Source organism: Pseudomonas sp. ACM7 (assembly GCF_004136015.1).
In the GTDB taxonomy this organism is placed as follows: Bacteria; Pseudomonadota; Gammaproteobacteria; order Pseudomonadales; family Pseudomonadaceae; genus Aquipseudomonas; species Aquipseudomonas frigoris.
Map to the genome: position 1 here is coordinate 3,679,016 of NZ_CP024866.1, position 17,932 is coordinate 3,696,947.

Annotated in this window: 17 protein-coding genes; 12 read left to right on the forward strand and 5 right to left on the reverse strand. The window is 59.7% G+C overall.

Features of this window, described 5'->3' with window-relative positions; genetic code table 11:
• The first annotated feature begins 60 nt into the window (after window positions 1–60).
• The 5 genes from ribF to ispH all read left to right on the forward strand — a co-directional run bounded on the left by ribF (window position 61) and on the right by ispH (window position 5,932).
• Entirely contained in the window at window positions 61–1,011 is a 951-nt protein-coding gene (gene ribF, locus CUN63_RS17325) for a bifunctional riboflavin kinase/FAD synthetase (RefSeq protein WP_008154932.1), read from the forward strand.
• The gene (gene ileS, locus CUN63_RS17330; protein ID WP_129441086.1) at window positions 1,012–3,843 is read left to right on the forward strand and encodes an isoleucine--tRNA ligase; all 2,832 of its coding nucleotides are present in this window, start codon (window positions 1,012–1,014) and stop codon (window positions 3,841–3,843) included. It begins immediately after the preceding gene.
• Window positions 3,836–4,348, forward strand: coding sequence for a signal peptidase II (lspA, locus tag CUN63_RS17335; RefSeq protein ID WP_129441088.1), 513 nt, complete (start codon window positions 3,836–3,838; stop codon window positions 4,346–4,348). Before ileS ends, lspA begins: the two co-directional genes overlap by 8 nt.
• A gap of 7 nt (window positions 4,349–4,355) precedes the next feature.
• Window positions 4,356–4,793: an FKBP-type peptidyl-prolyl cis-trans isomerase gene (gene fkpB / locus CUN63_RS17340; protein ID WP_178082707.1), complete on the forward strand. Its 438-nt coding sequence runs from the start codon at window positions 4,356–4,358 to the stop codon at window positions 4,791–4,793.
• A gap of 191 nt (window positions 4,794–4,984) precedes the next feature.
• The gene (ispH, locus tag CUN63_RS17345; RefSeq protein ID WP_033054296.1) at window positions 4,985–5,932 is read left to right on the forward strand and encodes a 4-hydroxy-3-methylbut-2-enyl diphosphate reductase; all 948 of its coding nucleotides are present in this window, start codon (window positions 4,985–4,987) and stop codon (window positions 5,930–5,932) included.
• On the opposite strand, the gene CUN63_RS17350 is transcribed toward ispH, so the two are convergent.
• Window positions 5,901–6,458, reverse strand: coding sequence for a GspH/FimT family pseudopilin (locus tag CUN63_RS17350; protein WP_129441092.1), 558 nt, complete (start codon window positions 6,456–6,458; stop codon window positions 5,901–5,903). The genes ispH and CUN63_RS17350 overlap by 32 nt on opposite strands.
• Window positions 6,459–6,589: 131 nt before the next feature.
• On the opposite strand from CUN63_RS17350, the gene CUN63_RS17355 reads away from it, so the two are divergent.
• Genes CUN63_RS17355 through thiO form a run of 7 tightly spaced genes read left to right on the forward strand, consistent with a single transcriptional unit; the run spans window position 6,590 to window position 13,326 of the window.
• The gene (locus CUN63_RS17355) at window positions 6,590–7,063 is read left to right on the forward strand and encodes a GspH/FimT family pseudopilin (RefSeq protein WP_129441094.1); all 474 of its coding nucleotides are present in this window, start codon (window positions 6,590–6,592) and stop codon (window positions 7,061–7,063) included.
• Window positions 7,060–7,509 (forward strand): type IV pilus modification protein PilV, encoded by a 450-nt coding sequence (pilV, locus tag CUN63_RS17360; protein WP_129441096.1) that lies wholly within the window; start codon window positions 7,060–7,062, stop codon window positions 7,507–7,509. Before CUN63_RS17355 ends, pilV begins: the two co-directional genes overlap by 4 nt.
• Window positions 7,506–8,219 carry a PilW family protein gene (locus CUN63_RS17365; protein ID WP_129441098.1) on the forward strand — a complete coding sequence of 238 codons (714 nt, stop codon included), beginning with the start codon at window positions 7,506–7,508 and terminating at the stop codon, window positions 8,217–8,219. The genes pilV and CUN63_RS17365 overlap by 4 nt, the downstream gene beginning before the upstream one ends.
• A gap of 11 nt (window positions 8,220–8,230) precedes the next feature.
• Window positions 8,231–8,710 carry a PilX N-terminal domain-containing pilus assembly protein gene (locus CUN63_RS17370; RefSeq protein WP_129441100.1) on the forward strand — a complete coding sequence of 160 codons (480 nt, stop codon included), beginning with the start codon at window positions 8,231–8,233 and terminating at the stop codon, window positions 8,708–8,710.
• On the forward strand, window positions 8,697–11,753 hold the full coding sequence (locus CUN63_RS17375) for a pilus assembly protein (protein ID WP_129441102.1): 3,057 nt from the start codon (window positions 8,697–8,699) through the stop codon (window positions 11,751–11,753). The genes CUN63_RS17370 and CUN63_RS17375 overlap by 14 nt, the downstream gene beginning before the upstream one ends.
• 14 nt (window positions 11,754–11,767) lie before the next feature.
• Complete coding sequence (locus CUN63_RS17380; RefSeq protein WP_129441104.1) at window positions 11,768–12,169, forward strand: type IV pilin protein; 402 nt, start codon at window positions 11,768–11,770, stop codon at window positions 12,167–12,169.
• Between the two features lie 56 nt (window positions 12,170–12,225).
• A complete protein-coding gene (thiO, locus tag CUN63_RS17385) occupies window positions 12,226–13,326 on the forward strand; it encodes a glycine oxidase ThiO (RefSeq protein WP_129441106.1) in 1,101 nt (366 codons plus the stop codon).
• Window positions 13,327–13,482: 156 nt separating this feature from the next.
• On the opposite strand, the gene CUN63_RS17390 is transcribed toward thiO, so the two are convergent.
• The 4 genes from CUN63_RS17390 to CUN63_RS17405 all read right to left on the reverse strand — a co-directional run bounded on the left by CUN63_RS17390 (window position 13,483) and on the right by CUN63_RS17405 (window position 17,783).
• Window positions 13,483–14,823 (reverse strand): sigma-54 dependent transcriptional regulator, encoded by a 1,341-nt coding sequence (locus CUN63_RS17390; RefSeq protein WP_129441108.1) that lies wholly within the window; start codon window positions 14,821–14,823, stop codon window positions 13,483–13,485.
• Window positions 14,824–14,825: 2 nt separating this feature from the next.
• Window positions 14,826–16,415 (reverse strand): PAS domain-containing sensor histidine kinase, encoded by a 1,590-nt coding sequence (locus tag CUN63_RS17395; RefSeq protein WP_129441110.1) that lies wholly within the window; start codon window positions 16,413–16,415, stop codon window positions 14,826–14,828.
• A complete protein-coding gene (locus tag CUN63_RS17400; protein WP_129441112.1) occupies window positions 16,405–16,638 on the reverse strand; it encodes a PP0621 family protein in 234 nt (77 codons plus the stop codon). Before CUN63_RS17400 ends, CUN63_RS17395 begins: the two co-directional genes overlap by 11 nt.
• Window positions 16,639–16,760: 122 nt before the next feature.
• Window positions 16,761–17,783: an outer membrane protein assembly factor BamD gene (locus CUN63_RS17405; RefSeq protein ID WP_129441114.1), complete on the reverse strand. Its 1,023-nt coding sequence runs from the start codon at window positions 17,781–17,783 to the stop codon at window positions 16,761–16,763.
• Window positions 17,784–17,932: the final 149 nt, after the last annotated feature.

Here is a 17,932-nt window from a genome sequence, read left to right on the forward strand (position 1 = left end):
GCCTGTCGTCGGCCGCCGGGTGTGGTTATAATCGACCACTTTATGAGCAAGAAGCGCGTTATGCAGCTGGTTCGAGGCCTCCACAACTTGCGCCCCCAGCATCGGGGCTGTGTCGCCACTATTGGCAACTTTGACGGTGTTCACCGTGGCCACCAGGCTATCCTGGCGAGGCTCCGTGAGCGTGCGCTCGAGTTGGGCGTGCCCAGCTGCGTGGTGATTTTTGAGCCGCAGCCGCGAGAGTTCTTCGCCCCGGACACGGCGCCGGCCCGTCTGGCCCGGCTGCGGGACAAACTGCAGCTGCTGGCCGAGGAAGGTGTCGACCGGGTCCTGTGCCTGGCCTTCAACCAGCGCCTGAGCAAGCTCAGCGCCGCCGAATTCGTCGACACCATTCTGGTGGACGGCCTCGGTGTACAACATCTTGAGGTCGGTGACGACTTCCGTTTCGGCTGTGACCGGGTAGGGGATTTCGATTTCCTGCAACAGGCCGGCGTCCTGCAAGGCTTTACCGTCGAAGCGGCGCAGACGGTCGAGCTGGACGGTATTCGTGTCAGCAGCACCCAGGTCCGCAATGCCCTGGCCGCTGCCGATTTTGCCCTGGCCGAGCGACTGCTCGGTCGTCCGTTCCGGATTGCCGGGCGGGTCCTGCATGGCCAGAAGCTGGCGCGTCAGTTGGGTACGCCCACGGCCAACATACAACTCAAGCGTCGTCGCGTGCCGCTGACCGGGGTTTACCTGGTCAACGTCGACATCGACGGCAAGACCTGGCCAGGCGTCGCCAATATCGGCGTGCGGCCAACGGTCCAAGGGGATGGCAAAGCCCACCTCGAAGTGCATCTTTTAGATTTTGCCGGCGATCTGTATGACCGGCGTTTGACGGTGGTTTTCCACCACAAGCTGCGTGAAGAGCAGCGTTTCGCCTCTCTGGAGGCGCTTAAGACGGCGATCAATGCGGATGTTGCCGCCGCCCGTGCCCTGTCGCACCTAGCGCCAATCGCTAATGAAGAGCCTTAAATGACCGACTATAAAGCCACGCTAAACCTTCCGGACACCGCCTTCCCAATGAAGGCCGGCCTGCCTCAGCGCGAACCGCAGATTCTGCAGCGCTGGGACAGCATTGGCCTGTACGGTAAGTTGCGCGAGATTGGCAAGGATCGTCCGAAGTTTGTACTTCACGACGGTCCTCCGTACGCCAACGGCACGATTCACATCGGTCATGCGCTGAACAAGATTCTCAAGGACATGATCATCCGCTCGAAAACCCTGTCGGGTTTCGACGCGCCTTATGTTCCGGGCTGGGACTGCCACGGTCTGCCGATCGAGCACAAAGTCGAAGTGACCCATGGTAAGAACCTGGGCGCGGACAAAACCCGCGAACTGTGCCGTGCCTACGCCACTGAGCAGATCGAAGGCCAGAAGTCCGAATTCATCCGTCTGGGCGTGTTGGGCGATTTTGCCAACCCGTACAAGACCATGGATTTCAAAAACGAGGCCGGCGAAATCCGCGCCCTGGCAGAAATCGTCAAGGGCGGTTTCGTGTTCAAGGGCCTGAAGCCTGTGAACTGGTGCTTCGACTGCGGTTCGGCCCTGGCTGAAGCAGAAGTCGAGTACGAGAACAAAAAATCCTCGACCATCGACGTGGCCTTCCCGATTGCCGACGAAGCCAAACTGGCTGCCGCTTTCGGTCTGCCGTCGCTGGGCAAACCTGCTTCGATCGTGATCTGGACCACCACCCCGTGGACCATCCCGGCCAACCAGGCGTTGAACGTTCACCCTGAATTCAACTACTCCCTGGTCGACGTCGGCGACAAACTGCTGGTGCTGGCTGAAGAGCTGGTCGAGTCGTGCCTGGCCCGTTACAGCCTGGAAGGCTCGGTCGTTGCGACCACCACCGGTAAAGAGCTGGAACTGATCAACTTCCGTCACCCGTTCTACGACCGTCTGTCGCCGGTTTACCTGGCCGAGTACGTTGAACTGGGCGCTGGCACGGGTGTGGTTCACTCCTCGCCAGCCTATGGCGTGGACGACTTCGTGACCTGCAAGAAGTACGGCATGGTCAACGATGACATCATCAATCCGGTACAAAGCAACGGCGTTTACGTACCGTCGCTGGAGTTCTTTGGCGGCCAGTTCATCTGGAAGGCCAACCCGGCCATCGTCGACAAGTTGACCGAAGTCGGTGCGCTGCTGCACACCAGCATCATCGAACACAGCTACATGCATTGCTGGCGTCACAAAACCCCGCTGATCTACCGTGCCACCGCGCAGTGGTTCATCGGCATGGACAAAGAACCTGTGACCGGCGAAACCCTGCGCAAGCGCGCGATCAAAGCCATCGAAGACACCAAGTTCGTTCCGGCCTGGGGCCAGGCGCGCCTGCACTCGATGATCGCCAACCGTCCGGACTGGTGCATCTCCCGTCAGCGCAACTGGGGCGTGCCGATCCCGTTCTTCCTGAACAAGGAAAGCGGCGAGCTGCACCCGCGCACAGCCGAATTGATGGAAGAAGTCGCCAAGCGCGTCGAAGTCGAAGGCATCGAGGCCTGGTTCAAGATGGACGCGGTCGAGTTGCTCGGTGACGAAGCGCCGCAATACGACAAGATCAGCGACACCCTCGATGTCTGGTTCGATTCGGGCACCACGCACTGGCACGTTCTGCGCGGTTCGCACCCGATGGGCCACGAAACCGGTCCACGTGCCGACCTGTACCTGGAAGGTTCGGACCAACACCGTGGCTGGTTCCACTCGTCGTTGCTGACCGGTTGCGCCATCGACAACCACGCGCCGTACCGCGAGCTGCTGACCCACGGCTTCACCGTCGATGAGTCCGGTCGCAAGATGTCCAAATCTTTGGGCAACGTGATCGCGCCGCAAAAGGTCAACGACACCCTGGGCGCCGACATCATGCGTCTGTGGGTTGCTTCCACCGATTACTCGGGTGAAATGGCGGTTTCCGAGCAGATCCTGCAGCGCAGTGCGGACGCCTACCGGCGGATCCGCAACACCGCGCGCTTCCTGCTCTCGAACCTGACCGGCTTCAACCCGGCCACCGACATCCTGCCTGCCGAAGAAATGCTGGCGCTGGACCGTTGGGCCGTGGACCGCACCTTGCTGCTGCAACGCGAGCTGCAAGAACACTACGGCGAATACCGCTTCTGGAACGTCTACTCCAAGATCCACAACTTCTGCGTGCAGGAGCTGGGCGGTTTCTACCTCGACATCATCAAGGACCGTCAGTACACCACTGGCGCCAACAGCAAGGCCCGCCGTTCGGCGCAAACCGCGCTGTACCACATCTCCGAAGCGCTGGTGCGCTGGATCGCGCCGATCCTGGCATTCACCGCTGACGAACTGTGGGAATACCTGCCGGGCGAGCGTAACGAATCGGTAATGCTCAACACCTGGTACGAAGGCCTGACCGAGCTGCCGGAAAACGTCGAGCTGGACCGCGCCTACTGGGAGCGGATCATGGCGGTGAAGGTCGCGGTCAACAAGGAAATGGAAATCCAGCGTGCGGCCAAGGCCGTCGGTGGCAACCTGCAAGCCGAAGTGACGCTGTTCGCCGAAGAGGCGCTGAGCGCCGACCTGGCCAAGCTGAGCAACGAACTGCGCTTCGTATTGATCACCTCGACCGCCACCGTTGCACCGTTCGTTCAGGCGCCGGCCGATGCCGTGGTCACCGAAGTCACCGGTTTGAAACTGCAAGTGGTCAAGTCGAGCCACGCCAAGTGCGCCCGTTGCTGGCACTGCCGTGAAGACGTCGGCGTGAACCCGGAGCATCCGGAAATCTGCGGTCGTTGCGTCGATAACATCAGCGGCGCTGGCGAGGTTCGTCACTATGCCTAATGCGGCTGGCCGTTTCGGACGGCTGAGCTGGCTCTGGTTGAGTTTGCTGGTCCTGGTCATCGACCAGGCCAGCAAGTTCTACTTCGAAGGCAAGCTCGAGATGTTCCAGCAAATCGTGGTGATCCCCGATTTGTTCAGCTGGACCCTGGCCTACAACACGGGCGCAGCGTTCAGCTTCCTGGCCGACAGCTCCGGCTGGCAGCGCTGGCTGTTTGCTCTGATCGCGGTCGTGGTCAGTGCGGTGCTGGTGGTGTGGCTCAAGCGTCTGGGGCGCAACGAAACCTGGCTGGCCGTTGCTTTGGCGCTGGTGCTGGGTGGCGCGCTGGGCAATCTGTATGACCGCATTGCCTTGGGCCATGTGATCGATTTCATTCTGGTGCATTGGCAGAACCGCTGGTATTTCCCGGCGTTCAACTTTGCCGACAGTGCAATTACTGTCGGTGCCGTAATGCTTGCGCTGGACATGTTCAAAAGCAAAAAAACCGGAGAAGCCGTTCATGACTGAACAGGTATTGGCTGAGCAACGCATCCGCCAGAACACGGAAGTCACCTTGCACTTTGCACTGCGCCTGGAGAACGGCGACACCGTCGACAGCACCTTCGACAAAGCCCCGGCGACCTTCAAGGTCGGTGACGGCAACCTGTTGCCAGGGTTCGAAGCAGCGCTGTTCGGCTTCAAGGCTGGCGACAAGCGTACGCTGACGATTCAGCCGGAAAACGCTTTTGGCCAACCCAACCCGCAGAACGTACAGATCATCCCGCGCTCTCAGTTCAAGGACATGGAACTGTCGCCTGGCTTGCTGGTGATCTTCAACGATGCGGCCAATACTGAGTTGCCCGGCGTGGTGAAGGCATTCGATGACGAGCAAGTGACCATCGACTTCAACCACCCGTTGGCCGGCAAGACATTGACCTTTGACGTCGAGATCATCAACGTCAAATCGTTGTAACTGACCGGAAACGGTCAAAATGTGGGAGCGAGCTTGCTCGCGATGAGGACCTGACATTCAACATTGATGTCGACTGATACTCCGCCATCGCGAGCAAGCTCGCTCCCACATAGATTTCACTGTTCTCGGACCTTGTGTTCGATCAACAGGCAGGCATTACTATTTCTTGCGCGCAAGACACGAGGCACAGCATGCAAATCAAACTCGCCAACCCCCGTGGCTTCTGCGCTGGTGTGGACCGGGCGATCGAAATCGTCAACCGCGCCCTGGAAGTCTTCGGGCCGCCGATCTACGTGCGCCACGAAGTGGTCCACAACAAATTCGTCGTCGAAGACCTGCGTGCTCGCGGGGCGATCTTCGTCGAAGAACTGGATCAGGTGCCGGACGACGTCATCGTGATCTTCAGTGCCCACGGCGTTTCCCAGGCCGTGCGTACCGAAGCCGCCGGTCGTGGCCTGAAGGTGTTCGACGCCACCTGTCCTCTGGTGACCAAGGTACACATCGAAGTTGCACGCTACAGCCGCGACGGCCGTGAATGCATACTCATCGGCCACGCCGGTCATCCGGAAGTCGAAGGCACCATGGGCCAGTACGATGGCAGCAATGGTGGCGCGATCTATCTGGTCGAAGACGAGAAAGACGTCGCCGCCTTGCAGGTGAACAACCCTGAAAAACTGGCGTTCGTGACCCAGACCACCCTGTCCATGGACGATACCAGCCGCGTCATCGACGCACTGCGTACACGCTTCCCGGCGATCGGTGGCCCGCGCAAGGACGACATCTGCTATGCCACGCAAAACCGTCAGGACGCGGTCAAGCAACTCGCCGACGAATGCGACGTGGTTTTGGTGGTCGGCAGCCCGAACAGCTCCAACTCCAATCGCTTGCGTGAACTGGCCGAGCGCATGGCCACCCCTGCCTACCTGATCGACGGTGCCGAAGACCTGCAAAAGAGCTGGTTCGACGGTGTCGAGCGAATCGGCATCACCGCTGGCGCCTCCGCACCGGAAGTCCTGGTGCGTGGCGTGATCCAGCAGTTGCAGGCGTGGGGCGCTACCGGCGCCGATGAGCTGGCCGGTCGCGAGGAGAACATCACCTTCTCCATGCCTAAAGAGCTGCGCGTCCGCTCCCTGCTTTAACGCTTTTGCCCCCTGGGCACAGCGCCTGCTCAGCCTTATGGCTGCGCAGGCTGACGCGGCCGGTCGCGGCCAGCACCACCTGGAGCTGAGTGACCGGTTCGCGAGCTGCGCAAATGTGCAGTGTCCCCGCTTGAAAGGCCCGTCCGGGCATCTGTGGCTCGCCAATACTGTTGAAGCGTATGTATCGCCTGACCGGCCAATTGCCGACAATCGGCACCCGAGTGCCACTCGCGCGCTCAACCAGCAGCGGATTGCTGTTGTCCTCCGCCCCTTTGCCACTGATATCCAGAATGATCCGCCAGCCCTGACTCCAGTCGCTGTTGATGGCGTGAATCACGACACTCTGGTTGCGTGTGATGGCAACGGTTCTGGCGTTGCGTATACCGCTGATAAGCGACTCTGCCACCTGCTCGCGATGGTTCGATTCAGTCAGTGCTGCAAATGCCGGACTGACCAATAGCAGAACAATCCCGACAATTGTCAGTCCCATGAGCAGTTCGATCAGGCTGAAACCTCGCTGATGCATGTCATCTCCCTCCCTGGAGTGCTGCGGCCCGCGCGGTCCCTGCGCGAGTAATGGCAAAACAACCGAACACCTGTCGGTCGAATGCTCTAGCGTGTAGAAGCAGGTATAGCCGACGGCAACGGAGGGCACCGATGGATCATCGTACAAAAGGTTTCACGCTGATCGAGTTGCTGATCGCGCTCGCGGTGTTTCTGGTCCTGATCACTCTGGCCGTACCGGCGTTTACCCGATCGGTGCAAATCACCAAGGCCGACACCGAAATCGGCGATCTGCAACGGGGTCTGAATTTCGCCCGGCTCGAGGCGATTGATCGGGGGATCACCACCCGGGTTCGTCCGACGGCGGGTGGCAGTGTCTGGACCGGGGACCTGGCGGTCTATGAAGGTATTGGCAATCCGGCCAATGTATTGCGGGTTGTTCCAGCGATGAGCAGCGGAGCGACTCTGACGCTACCCTCAGGAGTGACCGCCATTGATTTCAACAATCTGGGCGGGTTGTCGGCACCGTCCACGGCGGTAGTGATCAGTTATGTACTGGGGACGCAAAGCAGAACGCTGAATGTGTGTTTGAACGGACGTATTCTATTGGGTGGAAATTGCGGATGAGGGGATGGAGCAAGCGTGCACAGGAGGGCATGACGCTGATCGAAGTCTTGGTCGCGTTGTTGATTCTGGGTGTTGGGTTGTTGGGGGCGGCGGCGATTCAGCTCAATGCGCTGAAGTACACGGACAGCGCGCGGATGACCAGCCAGGCGAGTTTTATCGCCTACGACATGATGGACCGCATTCGCGCCAACTCCGGTGCCGACTACACCGTCACGCCACCGACCTCAGGCAACCTGAGCGTCGCCCGGGATCAGGACCTATACGACTTCACCACCAACATTGTCGATTTCGGCGGCGCCACTGCCACCGGAAGCGTTACGCTCAATCAGCGGGTGTACACCATCACTATCACCTGGGATGACTCGCGGGCTGCGAACATCGCCAATTCGCGGCGCAGTTTCGTCCTGACCAGTCGTGCCACCGTCGATCCGGTGTCGACGCCATGAATCAGACCAACAGAGGTTTCGGCCTGATCGAGTTACTGATCGCCCTGGCATTGAGTTTGGTCGTGGTCCTGGGCGTGGCGCAGATTTTCATCGCGGCCAAGAACACCTATGTCAGCCAGAACACCGCTGGCGCCATGCAGGAAGATGCGCGTTTCGTGCTGAGCAAGATGATTCAAGAAATCCGCATGGTCGGCATGTTCGGATGTCTGGGGGCGGTCACCGATTCAAGCTCGGCGGGTGACTTCAATGCCAGCCAGACAACGCCCATCAGTTGGGATAACGCCAACCTCAAACTGACCCTGGTGACAGCGGATGTCGGCGGCAGTGGCGGGGTACCGACCTGGACGGTGGTTTCCGATTGTCGGAACAATGCAACGGCCTACACCGGCGTCCGGGTTCCGGGGTCGGGAGAGCTGGCGTTTCCGATCCGGCGCTTGATCTACAGCTTCAGCAACAATCAACTGCTGATGGGTGTCGGCACCGGCACGCCGGCTCAGGCGGTGCTGGTGAACAACGTCAGTGCCTTCAACGTGAGCTTCGGCCTCGCCAGTTCCGCTACTGATGTGGCCGCCTCCAGTTACAGCAGCAACCCCTCTGATTCGGCGCGCATTCGCAGTGTTCGCCTGACATTGACCCTCACAGACCCGAACAACCGGGTACACAATCAAACCTTCAACGTGGTTGCCGCTCTGCGCAACCGCTTGCCATGAGGGGAGGGCCGATGAGTATTTCTCCCGTGACCCCTCACGCCCAGCGGGGCATGGCGTTGCTGGTTAGCCTGGTGTTTCTTCTGTTGCTGACACTGATCGGCCTTTCATCGATGCAAAACGCCACCCTGCAGGAAAAAATGGCTGCCAGCGTGACCTTGCGCAATCAGTCGTTCCAGGGCGCCGAATCGGCGTTGCGCGTGGGTGAAAGCGCGGTGCAACTGGATACCTTTTCGTTGCCGGTCTGCAGCGGCACTACCCAATGCGCGCCACCGGCCGAGTCGTCGACAATCACCGGTGCCGGTTTCAATTCCACTTCGGGGGTAACCTGGATCGCCTCCGGCAGCGGTTTTTACGGGGTGCAGAACATCGGCACCACCCTGACCGCCGTCAATGTTCCGAGCAATACCTCGACAACGCTGTACCGGGTGACCGCAGTCGGCATCGCGGGCAATTCCCGCAGTGTGGTGGAGAGTATCTATGCGAGGTACTGAACGGCACGCCGGGCTGTGGCGCCTGGTTTGCGGCGTGTTGCTGGGTTTATATCTCTCAGCGCCCGCGTATGCCTTCACACCGTCGGATTCACCGCTGTTGAGCGCTGCTGCCGTTGCGCCGAACGTGATGTTGTTGCTCGACGACTCGGGGAGCATGAACAGCATCATCTACGCGGCGGGGTTCGACCCGGCAGTGAACCGAACCCCGGCCCGGCGATGCGATGCGTTTCTGGGACTATGTTTTGGTTTTTCCAACATCACCGGTGACACGGTCTTCCTCTCCAGCTTGCCGACGTCCGGCTGCTCCAATGGTTACTACGCGTTTTACAACAACAGCCTCACGCCCCTGTGCCTCAAACTGCCCGATCCGGTAGGCAACGAAAATACTCGATATTCTGCGGATTACATTTCGTACCTGGTGGGGCTGGCCAACGGTAGCAACCGCGATTTCACCACGGGTTCAATCCCCAACGACTACCGGATGAACGTTGCGCGCAAGGCGGCCACCGATCTGGTGACCACTAACCGCGGGTTGCGTATTGGCCTGGCGACGTTCAACCCGGCCAACAGCAACAACGCTGGCAATGGTGGCTACATCGCCCGTTCCATTAGCGATCTGGCGGACCAGGCCAATTACAGCGCCCTGATTACCTCGATCAACGGCTTGAGTGCGGTCGCCAATACGCCGCTGGCGGAAGCCTATTACGAAGTGACCCGGTACATGCGCGGCATGGCGCCGTTCTACAACGCTACGCCCGCCACCTACACCAGCCCGATCCAGTACCGCTGCCAGAAAAACTATGGTGTGGTGATTACCGACGGCCTGCCCACCTATGACCGGACCTTCCCGACCACCGATCCCCTGGGTGGTACCCGACTTCCCAATTGGGACGGTATAAACAACGATGGCCCCGGCGGCGACGATGAGGGCGACACCCTTTATCTGGATGACATCGCCAAGTTCGCCTTCGACATCGACATGCGCACGACCGGCACCGATTCTGCGAGCAAAAGCTGGGACGCAGCGGATTTTCCAAAGCAGAACATGAACACCTACACCGTCGGTTTCGCCACTGCGAACCAGATGTTGTCGGACGCGGCGACTTACGGGCAGGGCAAGTATTACCAGGCGACCGACAATGCAGGCCTCAACAGTGCACTGTCGTCAGCGCTTAGCGATATTACGTCCAAGGCCGGCTCCGGCGGCAGTGGCGTCACCAGCGGGACCACTCTGGCCAGCGGTTCGAGTTACTTTCAGACCAGTTACGATCCCAAGGATTGGCGCGGCACGATCAAGTCCTACGGATTTACCTCCGCTGGAACGGTCAACACCGCCTCGGTGTTGTGGACAACCGATACCGCCATCGTGCCCGGTGCCACGGCGCCGACCTATCAATCCTGGAACACGCTGACCAATGCGGCCGTGACGCTGGCCTACGCCAGTTTTTCCCCTGCCCAGCAAACTTCCCTCAACCAGAGTTTGCCCACCGGCATCACCGGCAGCGATCTGCTGGAGTGGAGTAAGGGCACCAACAAGGCGGGTCTGAAAGTGCGCAGTGTGCTGCTTGGCGACATCATCAATTCGCCATTGGCCCTGGCATCGCCCACGGATAAAACCGCGTCCGATCTGTCAGGCGACACCACTTACAGCACCTATCTGGCAACCAAAGCGGCAAGCATGAACGCCAGCCTCGTGGTGAACGCCAACGACGGCTTTGTAAACGTCATCAACACGGCCAACGGCACACGGCGTTACGCTTTTATGCCATCCAGTGTGTTGCCGTCACTGCGCTACATCGCCGACCCGACTTACATAAACGGGGTGAGCCACAAGTTTCTGGTGGACGGCCAGGTGGGCGTGTTCGATGCCCAGCTCAACAGTGCCTGGAAAACCCTTGCGTTGGGCGGGACAGGGGCGGGAGGTCGGACCTTCTATGCGCTGCAACTGTTCGACGCATCGGCTGGTAACGTAACGAAGGCGTTGTGGGAGATCAGCGCACCGGCCACAGCAAATACGGCGAACGTTTTCAATGATCTGGGTTATGCCTACGCACGACCGGAAGTGGCACGCTTGTCCGACGGTCGATGGGCGGCATTCATCTCCAACGGTTATGGCAGCAACTCCGGGGTGGCAGCGTTGTACGTGGTCGACATTCGCGACGGCACGCTGATCAAGAAAATCGTGGTGGACGGCGCGGAGACGACCAACGGCCTGTCGTCGGTAAAACTTCGGGTCAACTCGCAGAATGTGGTACAGGCCGCTTATGGCGGCGATTTGAAGGGGAGGCTGTGGAAGTTTGATTTGAGCGCCACCGCCCCGGAGTCCTGGGATCTGGCGTTTTCCCGAAAACCGCTGTTCACCACCGCCGGTGGCATCACCCAGCCGATTACCGCGCAACCATTGCTCGCGGATAATTCGTTGGGAGGGAAGGAAGTGTTTTTCGGCACCGGTAAATTCAACGAGACGGCCGACAAGACCAACAAAGACCTTCAGGCGTTCTATGCCGTGTGGGATGCGGAAGGTGGCTCCGGGCAAATCACAACGTCCAGTTTGCAGGCGCAGGCGGTGACCGGAGTGCTCTCCGGTAGCAGTGGGCAATTCATCACCACCAGCCAGAACGACGTGACCTATCCGGCGAAAAAAGGCTGGTACCTGCCGCTGGTGTACAACAACGTGCTAACCGGTGAGCGGGTGATCAATCAGGCCAGTCTGGTGGCCGGCCGGATCGTATTCACCACGGCCAGCGTGGACACCACCGACCCGTGCGCCAGTTTCGGTACCGGCAAACTGGTCGAACTGGATGCATTCAGCGGTAAGATGCTCAATTACGCGGTGCTCGACAGCAATGGCGACGGGCTGGTCGACATCAAGGATTCGATTTCCAGCGGGGTGATTTTCACCGGTGGTATTCCGACGCTGAACGCGATCGTCAACAATGCGTCCCGCAAGATTGTGAACGACTCCAGCGGTGGCATCAGCTCCCTGGTGGAAAAGCCCGGCAGCGGCGGCAGCCGTCGCATCATGTGGCGACAAATACAGTAAGTGAGAGTTGAGGCATGCGCAGATCCAACCGAGGTTTTACCCTGATCGAAATCATGATCGTGATTGCGATCATCGGGATCGTCATCACCATTGGCTACCCGAGCCTCACCGAGTACGTAAAAAAAGGCCGTCGAACGGAGGTGGCCGGGCTGCTCTCCGAGCAGGCACAGATCCTCGAGCGTTTCTATTCGAAGAGCAATGTCTACACCGGCGTTGCAGGCCTGAGTGCTGGCAATGACTTTTACACCATTACCCAGACCCTGACTGATCAGACCTTCCTGCTGACGGCAGTTCGCAAGGCTGGCAAAGCCATGGAAACTGACAAGTGCGGTGATTTCACCATCACCAACACTGGCGTCAGAAGCATGGTCAACGCCACGGCCGGGTTGGTTGCCAAAGATTGCTGGGGTCGCTGAGTTTCTTTTTCGGGTGCCTTTTGTGCCTTCTGTCTATTTAACGGTTGGATCAGAACATGACCAGGCAACAGCAAGTGGTGATTGTCGGCGGCGGGGTAATTGGCCTGCTGACAGCGTTCAATCTCGCGTCCGAAGTGCAAAGCGTTGTGCTGCTGGATCGTTCGAACGTCGGTCAGGAGTCGTCCTGGGCCGGCGGCGGCATCGTTTCGCCGCTCTACCCGTGGCGCTACAGCCCGGCAGTCACCGCGTTGGCGCATTGGTCCCAGGATTTTTATCCACAGCTGGGTGAGCGACTGTTTGCCGCCACCGGTGTCGATCCCGAGGTGCATACCACCGGGCTGTACTGGCTGGACCTGGATGACGAGGCCGAGGCGCTGGCCTGGGCCGAGCGGGAAAACCGTCCGTTGCGGGCTGTGGATATCTCGGCGGCTCACGACGCGGTGCCGGTGTTGGGGAGCGGTTTTTCCCGGGCGGTCTACATGGCCGATGTGGCCAATGTGCGTAATCCGCGGCTGGTGAAGTCCCTCAAGGCTGCGTTGCTGGCGCTGCCGAACGTGACGATTCATGAGCAGTGTGAAGTCAGCGGGTTTATCCGAGAAGGCGCTACGGTGGTCGGGGTGCAGACCTCGGCGGGAGCGATTCATGGCGATCAGGTGGTTTTGACCGCGGGTGCCTGGAGCGGTGATTTACTCAAAAGCCTGGGCCTGAACCTGCCGGTCGAACCGGTGAAAGGGCAGATGATTCTCTACAAATGCGCAGCGGATTTCCTGCCGAGCATGGTTCTGGCCAAGGGGCGTTATGCGATTCCTCGGCGCGATGGGCACATTCTGATTGGCAGTACGCTGGAGCATCAAGGCTTCGACAAGACGCCGACCGAATCTGCCCTGGAGAGCCTGAAGGCATCGGCGGTGGAGTTGATTCCTGCACTGGCGGATGCCGAGGTCGTGGGGCACTGGGCCGGGTTGCGACCGGGTTCGCCGGAAGGTATTCCCTACATCGGTCGGGTGCCAGGGTTCGAAGGGCTTTGGCTTAATTGCGGGCATTACCGTAATGGCTTGGTACTGGCGCCAGCGTCATGTCAGTTGTTTGCGGATGTGATGCTGGGGCGTGAGCCGATCATTGATCCGGCGCCGTATGCACCGGCTGGACGTATTTAACCGTTAGATATTGATTGCTTGCCCGATCGCCATCGTCGGAACGCCGCCCGGAGCAAGCTCGCTCACACAGTTGATCTGAGGTGTGGAAATTATGTGCACACCACTGAACCCTGTGGGAGCGAGCTTGCTCCGGGCGGCGTTCCGACGATGGGTCCCTCAATCCAATCCAAGTTTCTTGAGCCTGTAACGCATCGACCGGAATGATAGATTCAACCGTTGAGCCGCCGCCGTGCGGTTCCAGCGGGTTTCTTCCAGGGCCTGGAGGATAAGGTTGCGTTCGACGTTTTCCAGGTAGTCTTCCAGGTTGTCGATCTGCGTCAGGTCCGGCACACCACCTTCCGGGTTGCAGTTGCCTTCGGCCAGTCGCAGGTCGCTGGCTTCAATTTGTTTGTTTTCGCACAACGTGTGAGCCCGTTCGAGCACGTTCTCCAGTTCCCGCACATTGCCGGGGAAGCGATAGCTTTTCAGCGCGTCGAGGGCTTGGGGGTGGAGTTTTGCGGCGGGTTGGCCAGTGTTGATGGCCAAGCGTTTGAGCACGTGGCTGGCGAGGGATTCGATGTCGTCCCGGCGTTCGCGCAAGGGCGGCACCTTTAGTTCGATCACGTTCAACCGGTAGTACAAATCCTGGCGAAAACGTTCGGCGGCGACTTCGGCGTCGAGGTCTTTGTGGGTGGCGCAAAGAATACGCACATCGACCACGGTTTCCTGCTGTTCCCCGACACCGCGAACGGCTTTTTCCTGTATCGCCCGTAGCAGCTTGACCTGCATCGCCAGCGGCAAATCAGCCACTTCGTCGAGGAACAGGGTGCCGCCATGGGCAGCCTGGAACAGTCCAGGTTTGTCTTCGATGGCACCGCTGAAGCTGCCTTTACGATGCCCGAAAAACTCGCTCTCCATCAATTCCGACGGAATCGCCCCGCAATTGACAGGGATAAACGGTTGGCTGGCGCGGGGGCTTTGCTCATGGATCAGTCGCGCAACCAACTCCTTGCCGCTGCCGGATTCGCCGCTGATGTACACCGGCGCTTGGCTGCGGGCCAGTTTGTCGATGTGTTTGCGCAAGGCGCGCATTGGCGGTGAATCGCCCAGCAGCCGGCGATCGATGGCGACGCCGGTGCCGCCCGGCGCAGGTAAACGCAGCGCGCTGCTGACCAGTTCCCGTAGGCGAGTGAGGTCCACCGGTTTGGTCAGGAAGTCGAAGGCGCCGGCCTTGAGGGCGTTGATCGCCGTTTCCAGGCTGCCATAAGCGGTGATCATTGCCACCGGTACGTTTGGGTGGCGTTGCTGGATGTGTTGCACCAGTTCAAGGCCGGTGCCGTCCGGCAAGCGCATGTCGGTGAGGCACAGGTCGAACGTCTCTCGCGAGAGCAGGGTCTGGGCTTCGCCGAGGTTGCGGGCACTGAAGGTGTCGAGTTTCATCCGGCCCAGGGTGATTTCCAGGAGTTCGCGGATATCCGGTTCGTCGTCGACGATCAGGACTTTTTGCCGTGGGCTCATGTTCAACTTTGTTTCCGTCCGTGAGCAAAAGTGATGCGAAAGCAGCCGCCGCCTTGGCGTGATTTGAAGTCTAGGCGGGCCTGGTTGCTTTCGCACAGCTCACGGGACAGATAAAGCCCCAGGCCGGTGCCTTGGGGGCTGGTGGTGAAGAACGGTTCGAACAAGTGCACGTGATGCTCCGGTGCCACGCCGGGGCCATCGTCCAGGATCTCGAGGACCGGCAGCTGGCTGTCCGGGTCAACAAACAACTCGAGCCAGACCTGCGCGAGGTCGTGATTCAAGGCGCTATGGCGCCAGGCGTTGCGCAACAAATTGTCGAGAATCTGGGTCAGTTGGTCTGGGTCCATCAGGGTTTTGAAGTCTCCTGAGCCGATGCGCAGATGAATCTGCTGATGCTCGGTCGCCCCCTCGCGGGTTTCGTTGACGAACTGTTCCAGCCACGGCTTCAGATCAAGCCGTTGCGCTACGGTTTGCTGGCGGCGGGACAGTTGCAGGACGTTTTCGATTACCCGATTCATTCGCTGAGAGTGGTCTTGAATAATCTGTGTCAGACGTCGATCCGCGCGGTTCAGTTCCTCTGATTCTTGCAATAGCTGCGCGGCATGACTAACGGCGCCTAGTGGATTGCGGATTTCATGGGCGATACCGGCGGTCAGGCGACCGAGGGCAGCGAGCTTCAATTGCTGGGCTTGTTGAGCGATTTGCGCGAGGTCTTCGAGAAAGACCAGGGTCTGGTGGTGTGGACTTTGGTCCAGGGCAATGAAGCTCGGTTGCAGCTCCAGACCACTACTGGCGACTTTCAGGCTCTGGGGGCGCAGCGTCGGATTGTTGAGCCACAGTTGCAGGCGTTCGACCAGGCTGGGTAAGTAGTCGTCGATCAGTTGGCCTGCAAGATTTTCCCTGCCTAACAGGTTCAAGGCGCTGTGGTTGGCCAGTTGAACCCGCCGCTTGTCGTCGAGTACCAGGATGCCGGTACGCATGCGTTGCAGGATCAGTGCGTTGAGGGCTTCGAGGCCGACGACTTCGCTGGCCCGTTGTTCGGCGAGGGTTTCGCTGACTTCCAGGCGTCGGATCAGCCCTTGCACCAGCAATGCCGCAGCAAAACACAAGGCGCCGAGCGTGCTGACTTGCAGGTAATCGTTGGGGGTGGCGGGATGGCTGAAACTCAGGAGGAAGCTCAGCCCGACGATGCCGAGCGCGCCAACCGCGGCAATCAGCAGGCCGATGCGCCCTCGCAACAAGGTGTTACTGATGGCTACCGATACGATCAGCAAGTTGCCGATGGCGCTGGCCACACCGCCGGCGGCGTAGAACAGACCGCACAGCAGCAGGACGTCGGTCAGCGCCAGGCTGAACAGTTGCGCCGGGCGCCGGGTGTTCCCGAGGAATACCACCAGCAGGATATTCAGCACCAGGTAAAACCAGCTGCCACTGCGCAGCAGGTCGTCATTGCTGAACGTCAGCAGCTGGTTGTCCATGTTGCTGGAGATCAACAGCACCAGGGTGATGCCGATGCTCAAGCGGTAAAGGTGATAGAGGCGCAGCAGTCGCTGGGCCTGTTTGCTGCCGGGACTGGAGGTCTCAGCGATCACTGGAGCCCGGGCCTTGCTCAAGATGAGCCTGGCTGCAATACCACTGTTGTTGAAGGCTCAGCGCGCGGTCGCGTGGCAGGTGTACGCCGCAATGGGCGCAGCGGACCATGGGCGCCGCTTCCAGCTCGGCAGGGGACTTGGGCACGGAAGCCTGGCCCTTGAACTTGCGCCAGAACCATATCGCTGCGGCAATCAGGGCGATCCAGAACAGTAAACGAAGCATGATGAGCTGCTATTCGACGAGTGATGAGCCAGTTTAGCCAAGGACATGACCAGCGCACAGCGTAATAATCGAGCCCATAAAAAAGGAGCCTCGAAAGGCTCCTTTTTGTACAACCCGATGTGTCAGTCAAACACGCCGAAGGTCATGTAGCTGAACCACGAGCGGTCGCTGTTATTGGCTTCGGACTCGTGTTGCTCTTCTTCGATCACGTCGCCATTTTCATCTTTAGGCTTGAGATCGTTCGGAATCGCGTCCTTGGCGTCCTGGAATTGCTTCTGCACGTCCTGGTTGGCGCGGGTTTCGCCCGGCGGCAGCGGTGGACGGGATTCGATCAAGCCCAGGGTCGCCTTGCTCAACCACGACCGGTTGTCGGCTTCGGCCACCGATGGCACGAACTGACCGTCCACCAGGCTTGGGTGTTTCGGGTAGTTGAGTTTCAGTGTTTCGAGGCTGGTGTTGGCGAGTTCGTCCAGGTGCAGACGCTGGTAGGCCTCTGTCATCACCGCCAGGCCGTCACCGACCGAAGGGGTTTCCTGGAAGTTTTCCACCACGTAGCGACCACGGTTCGCGGCGGCGACATAGGCCTGACGCGTCAGGTAGTAGTTGGCAACGTGAATCTCGTAGGCCGCCAGCAGGTTGCGCAGGTAGATCATGCGCTGCTTGGCGTCCGGCGAGTAGCGGCTGTTGGGGAAGCGGCTGGTCAGCTGGGCGAACTCGTTGTAGGAGTCGCGAGCGGCGCCCGGGTCACGCTTGGTCATGTCCAACGGCAGGAAGCGCGACAACAAGCCGACGTCCTGGTCGAAAGAAGTCAGACCCTTGAGGTAATACGCGTAATCCACGTTCGGGTGCTGCGGGTGCAGGCGAATGAAGCGTTCGGCGGCGGACTTCGCAGCTTCAGGCTCGGTGTTCTTGTAGTTGGCGTAGATGAGCTCGAGTTGAGCCTGATCGGCGTAGCGACCGAACGGATAACGCGACTCCAGCGCCTTCAGCTTGGCTGTGGCGGCGGTGTAGCTATTGTTGTCCAGATCGTGCTGAGCCTGCTGGTACAGCTCGACTTCGCTCAGGTTTTCGTCTACGACTTCCTTCGATGAGCAAGCAGCGGTCAATGCGAGGATGGCGATCAGCAGCAGGTGTTTCACTTGCATGGCGGCTTGCGTCCCTATGACGGCCGCTGTCTTGGGCGGGGCCGTCCTGTTATGATGAGCGCCCCGTTGAATAGCCTCGGGGCAAAAGACGCCGTATTTAACCACAAGCGCGCAGCCGAAACCAAAGGCTGTGCCGACGCCTAGTCTGA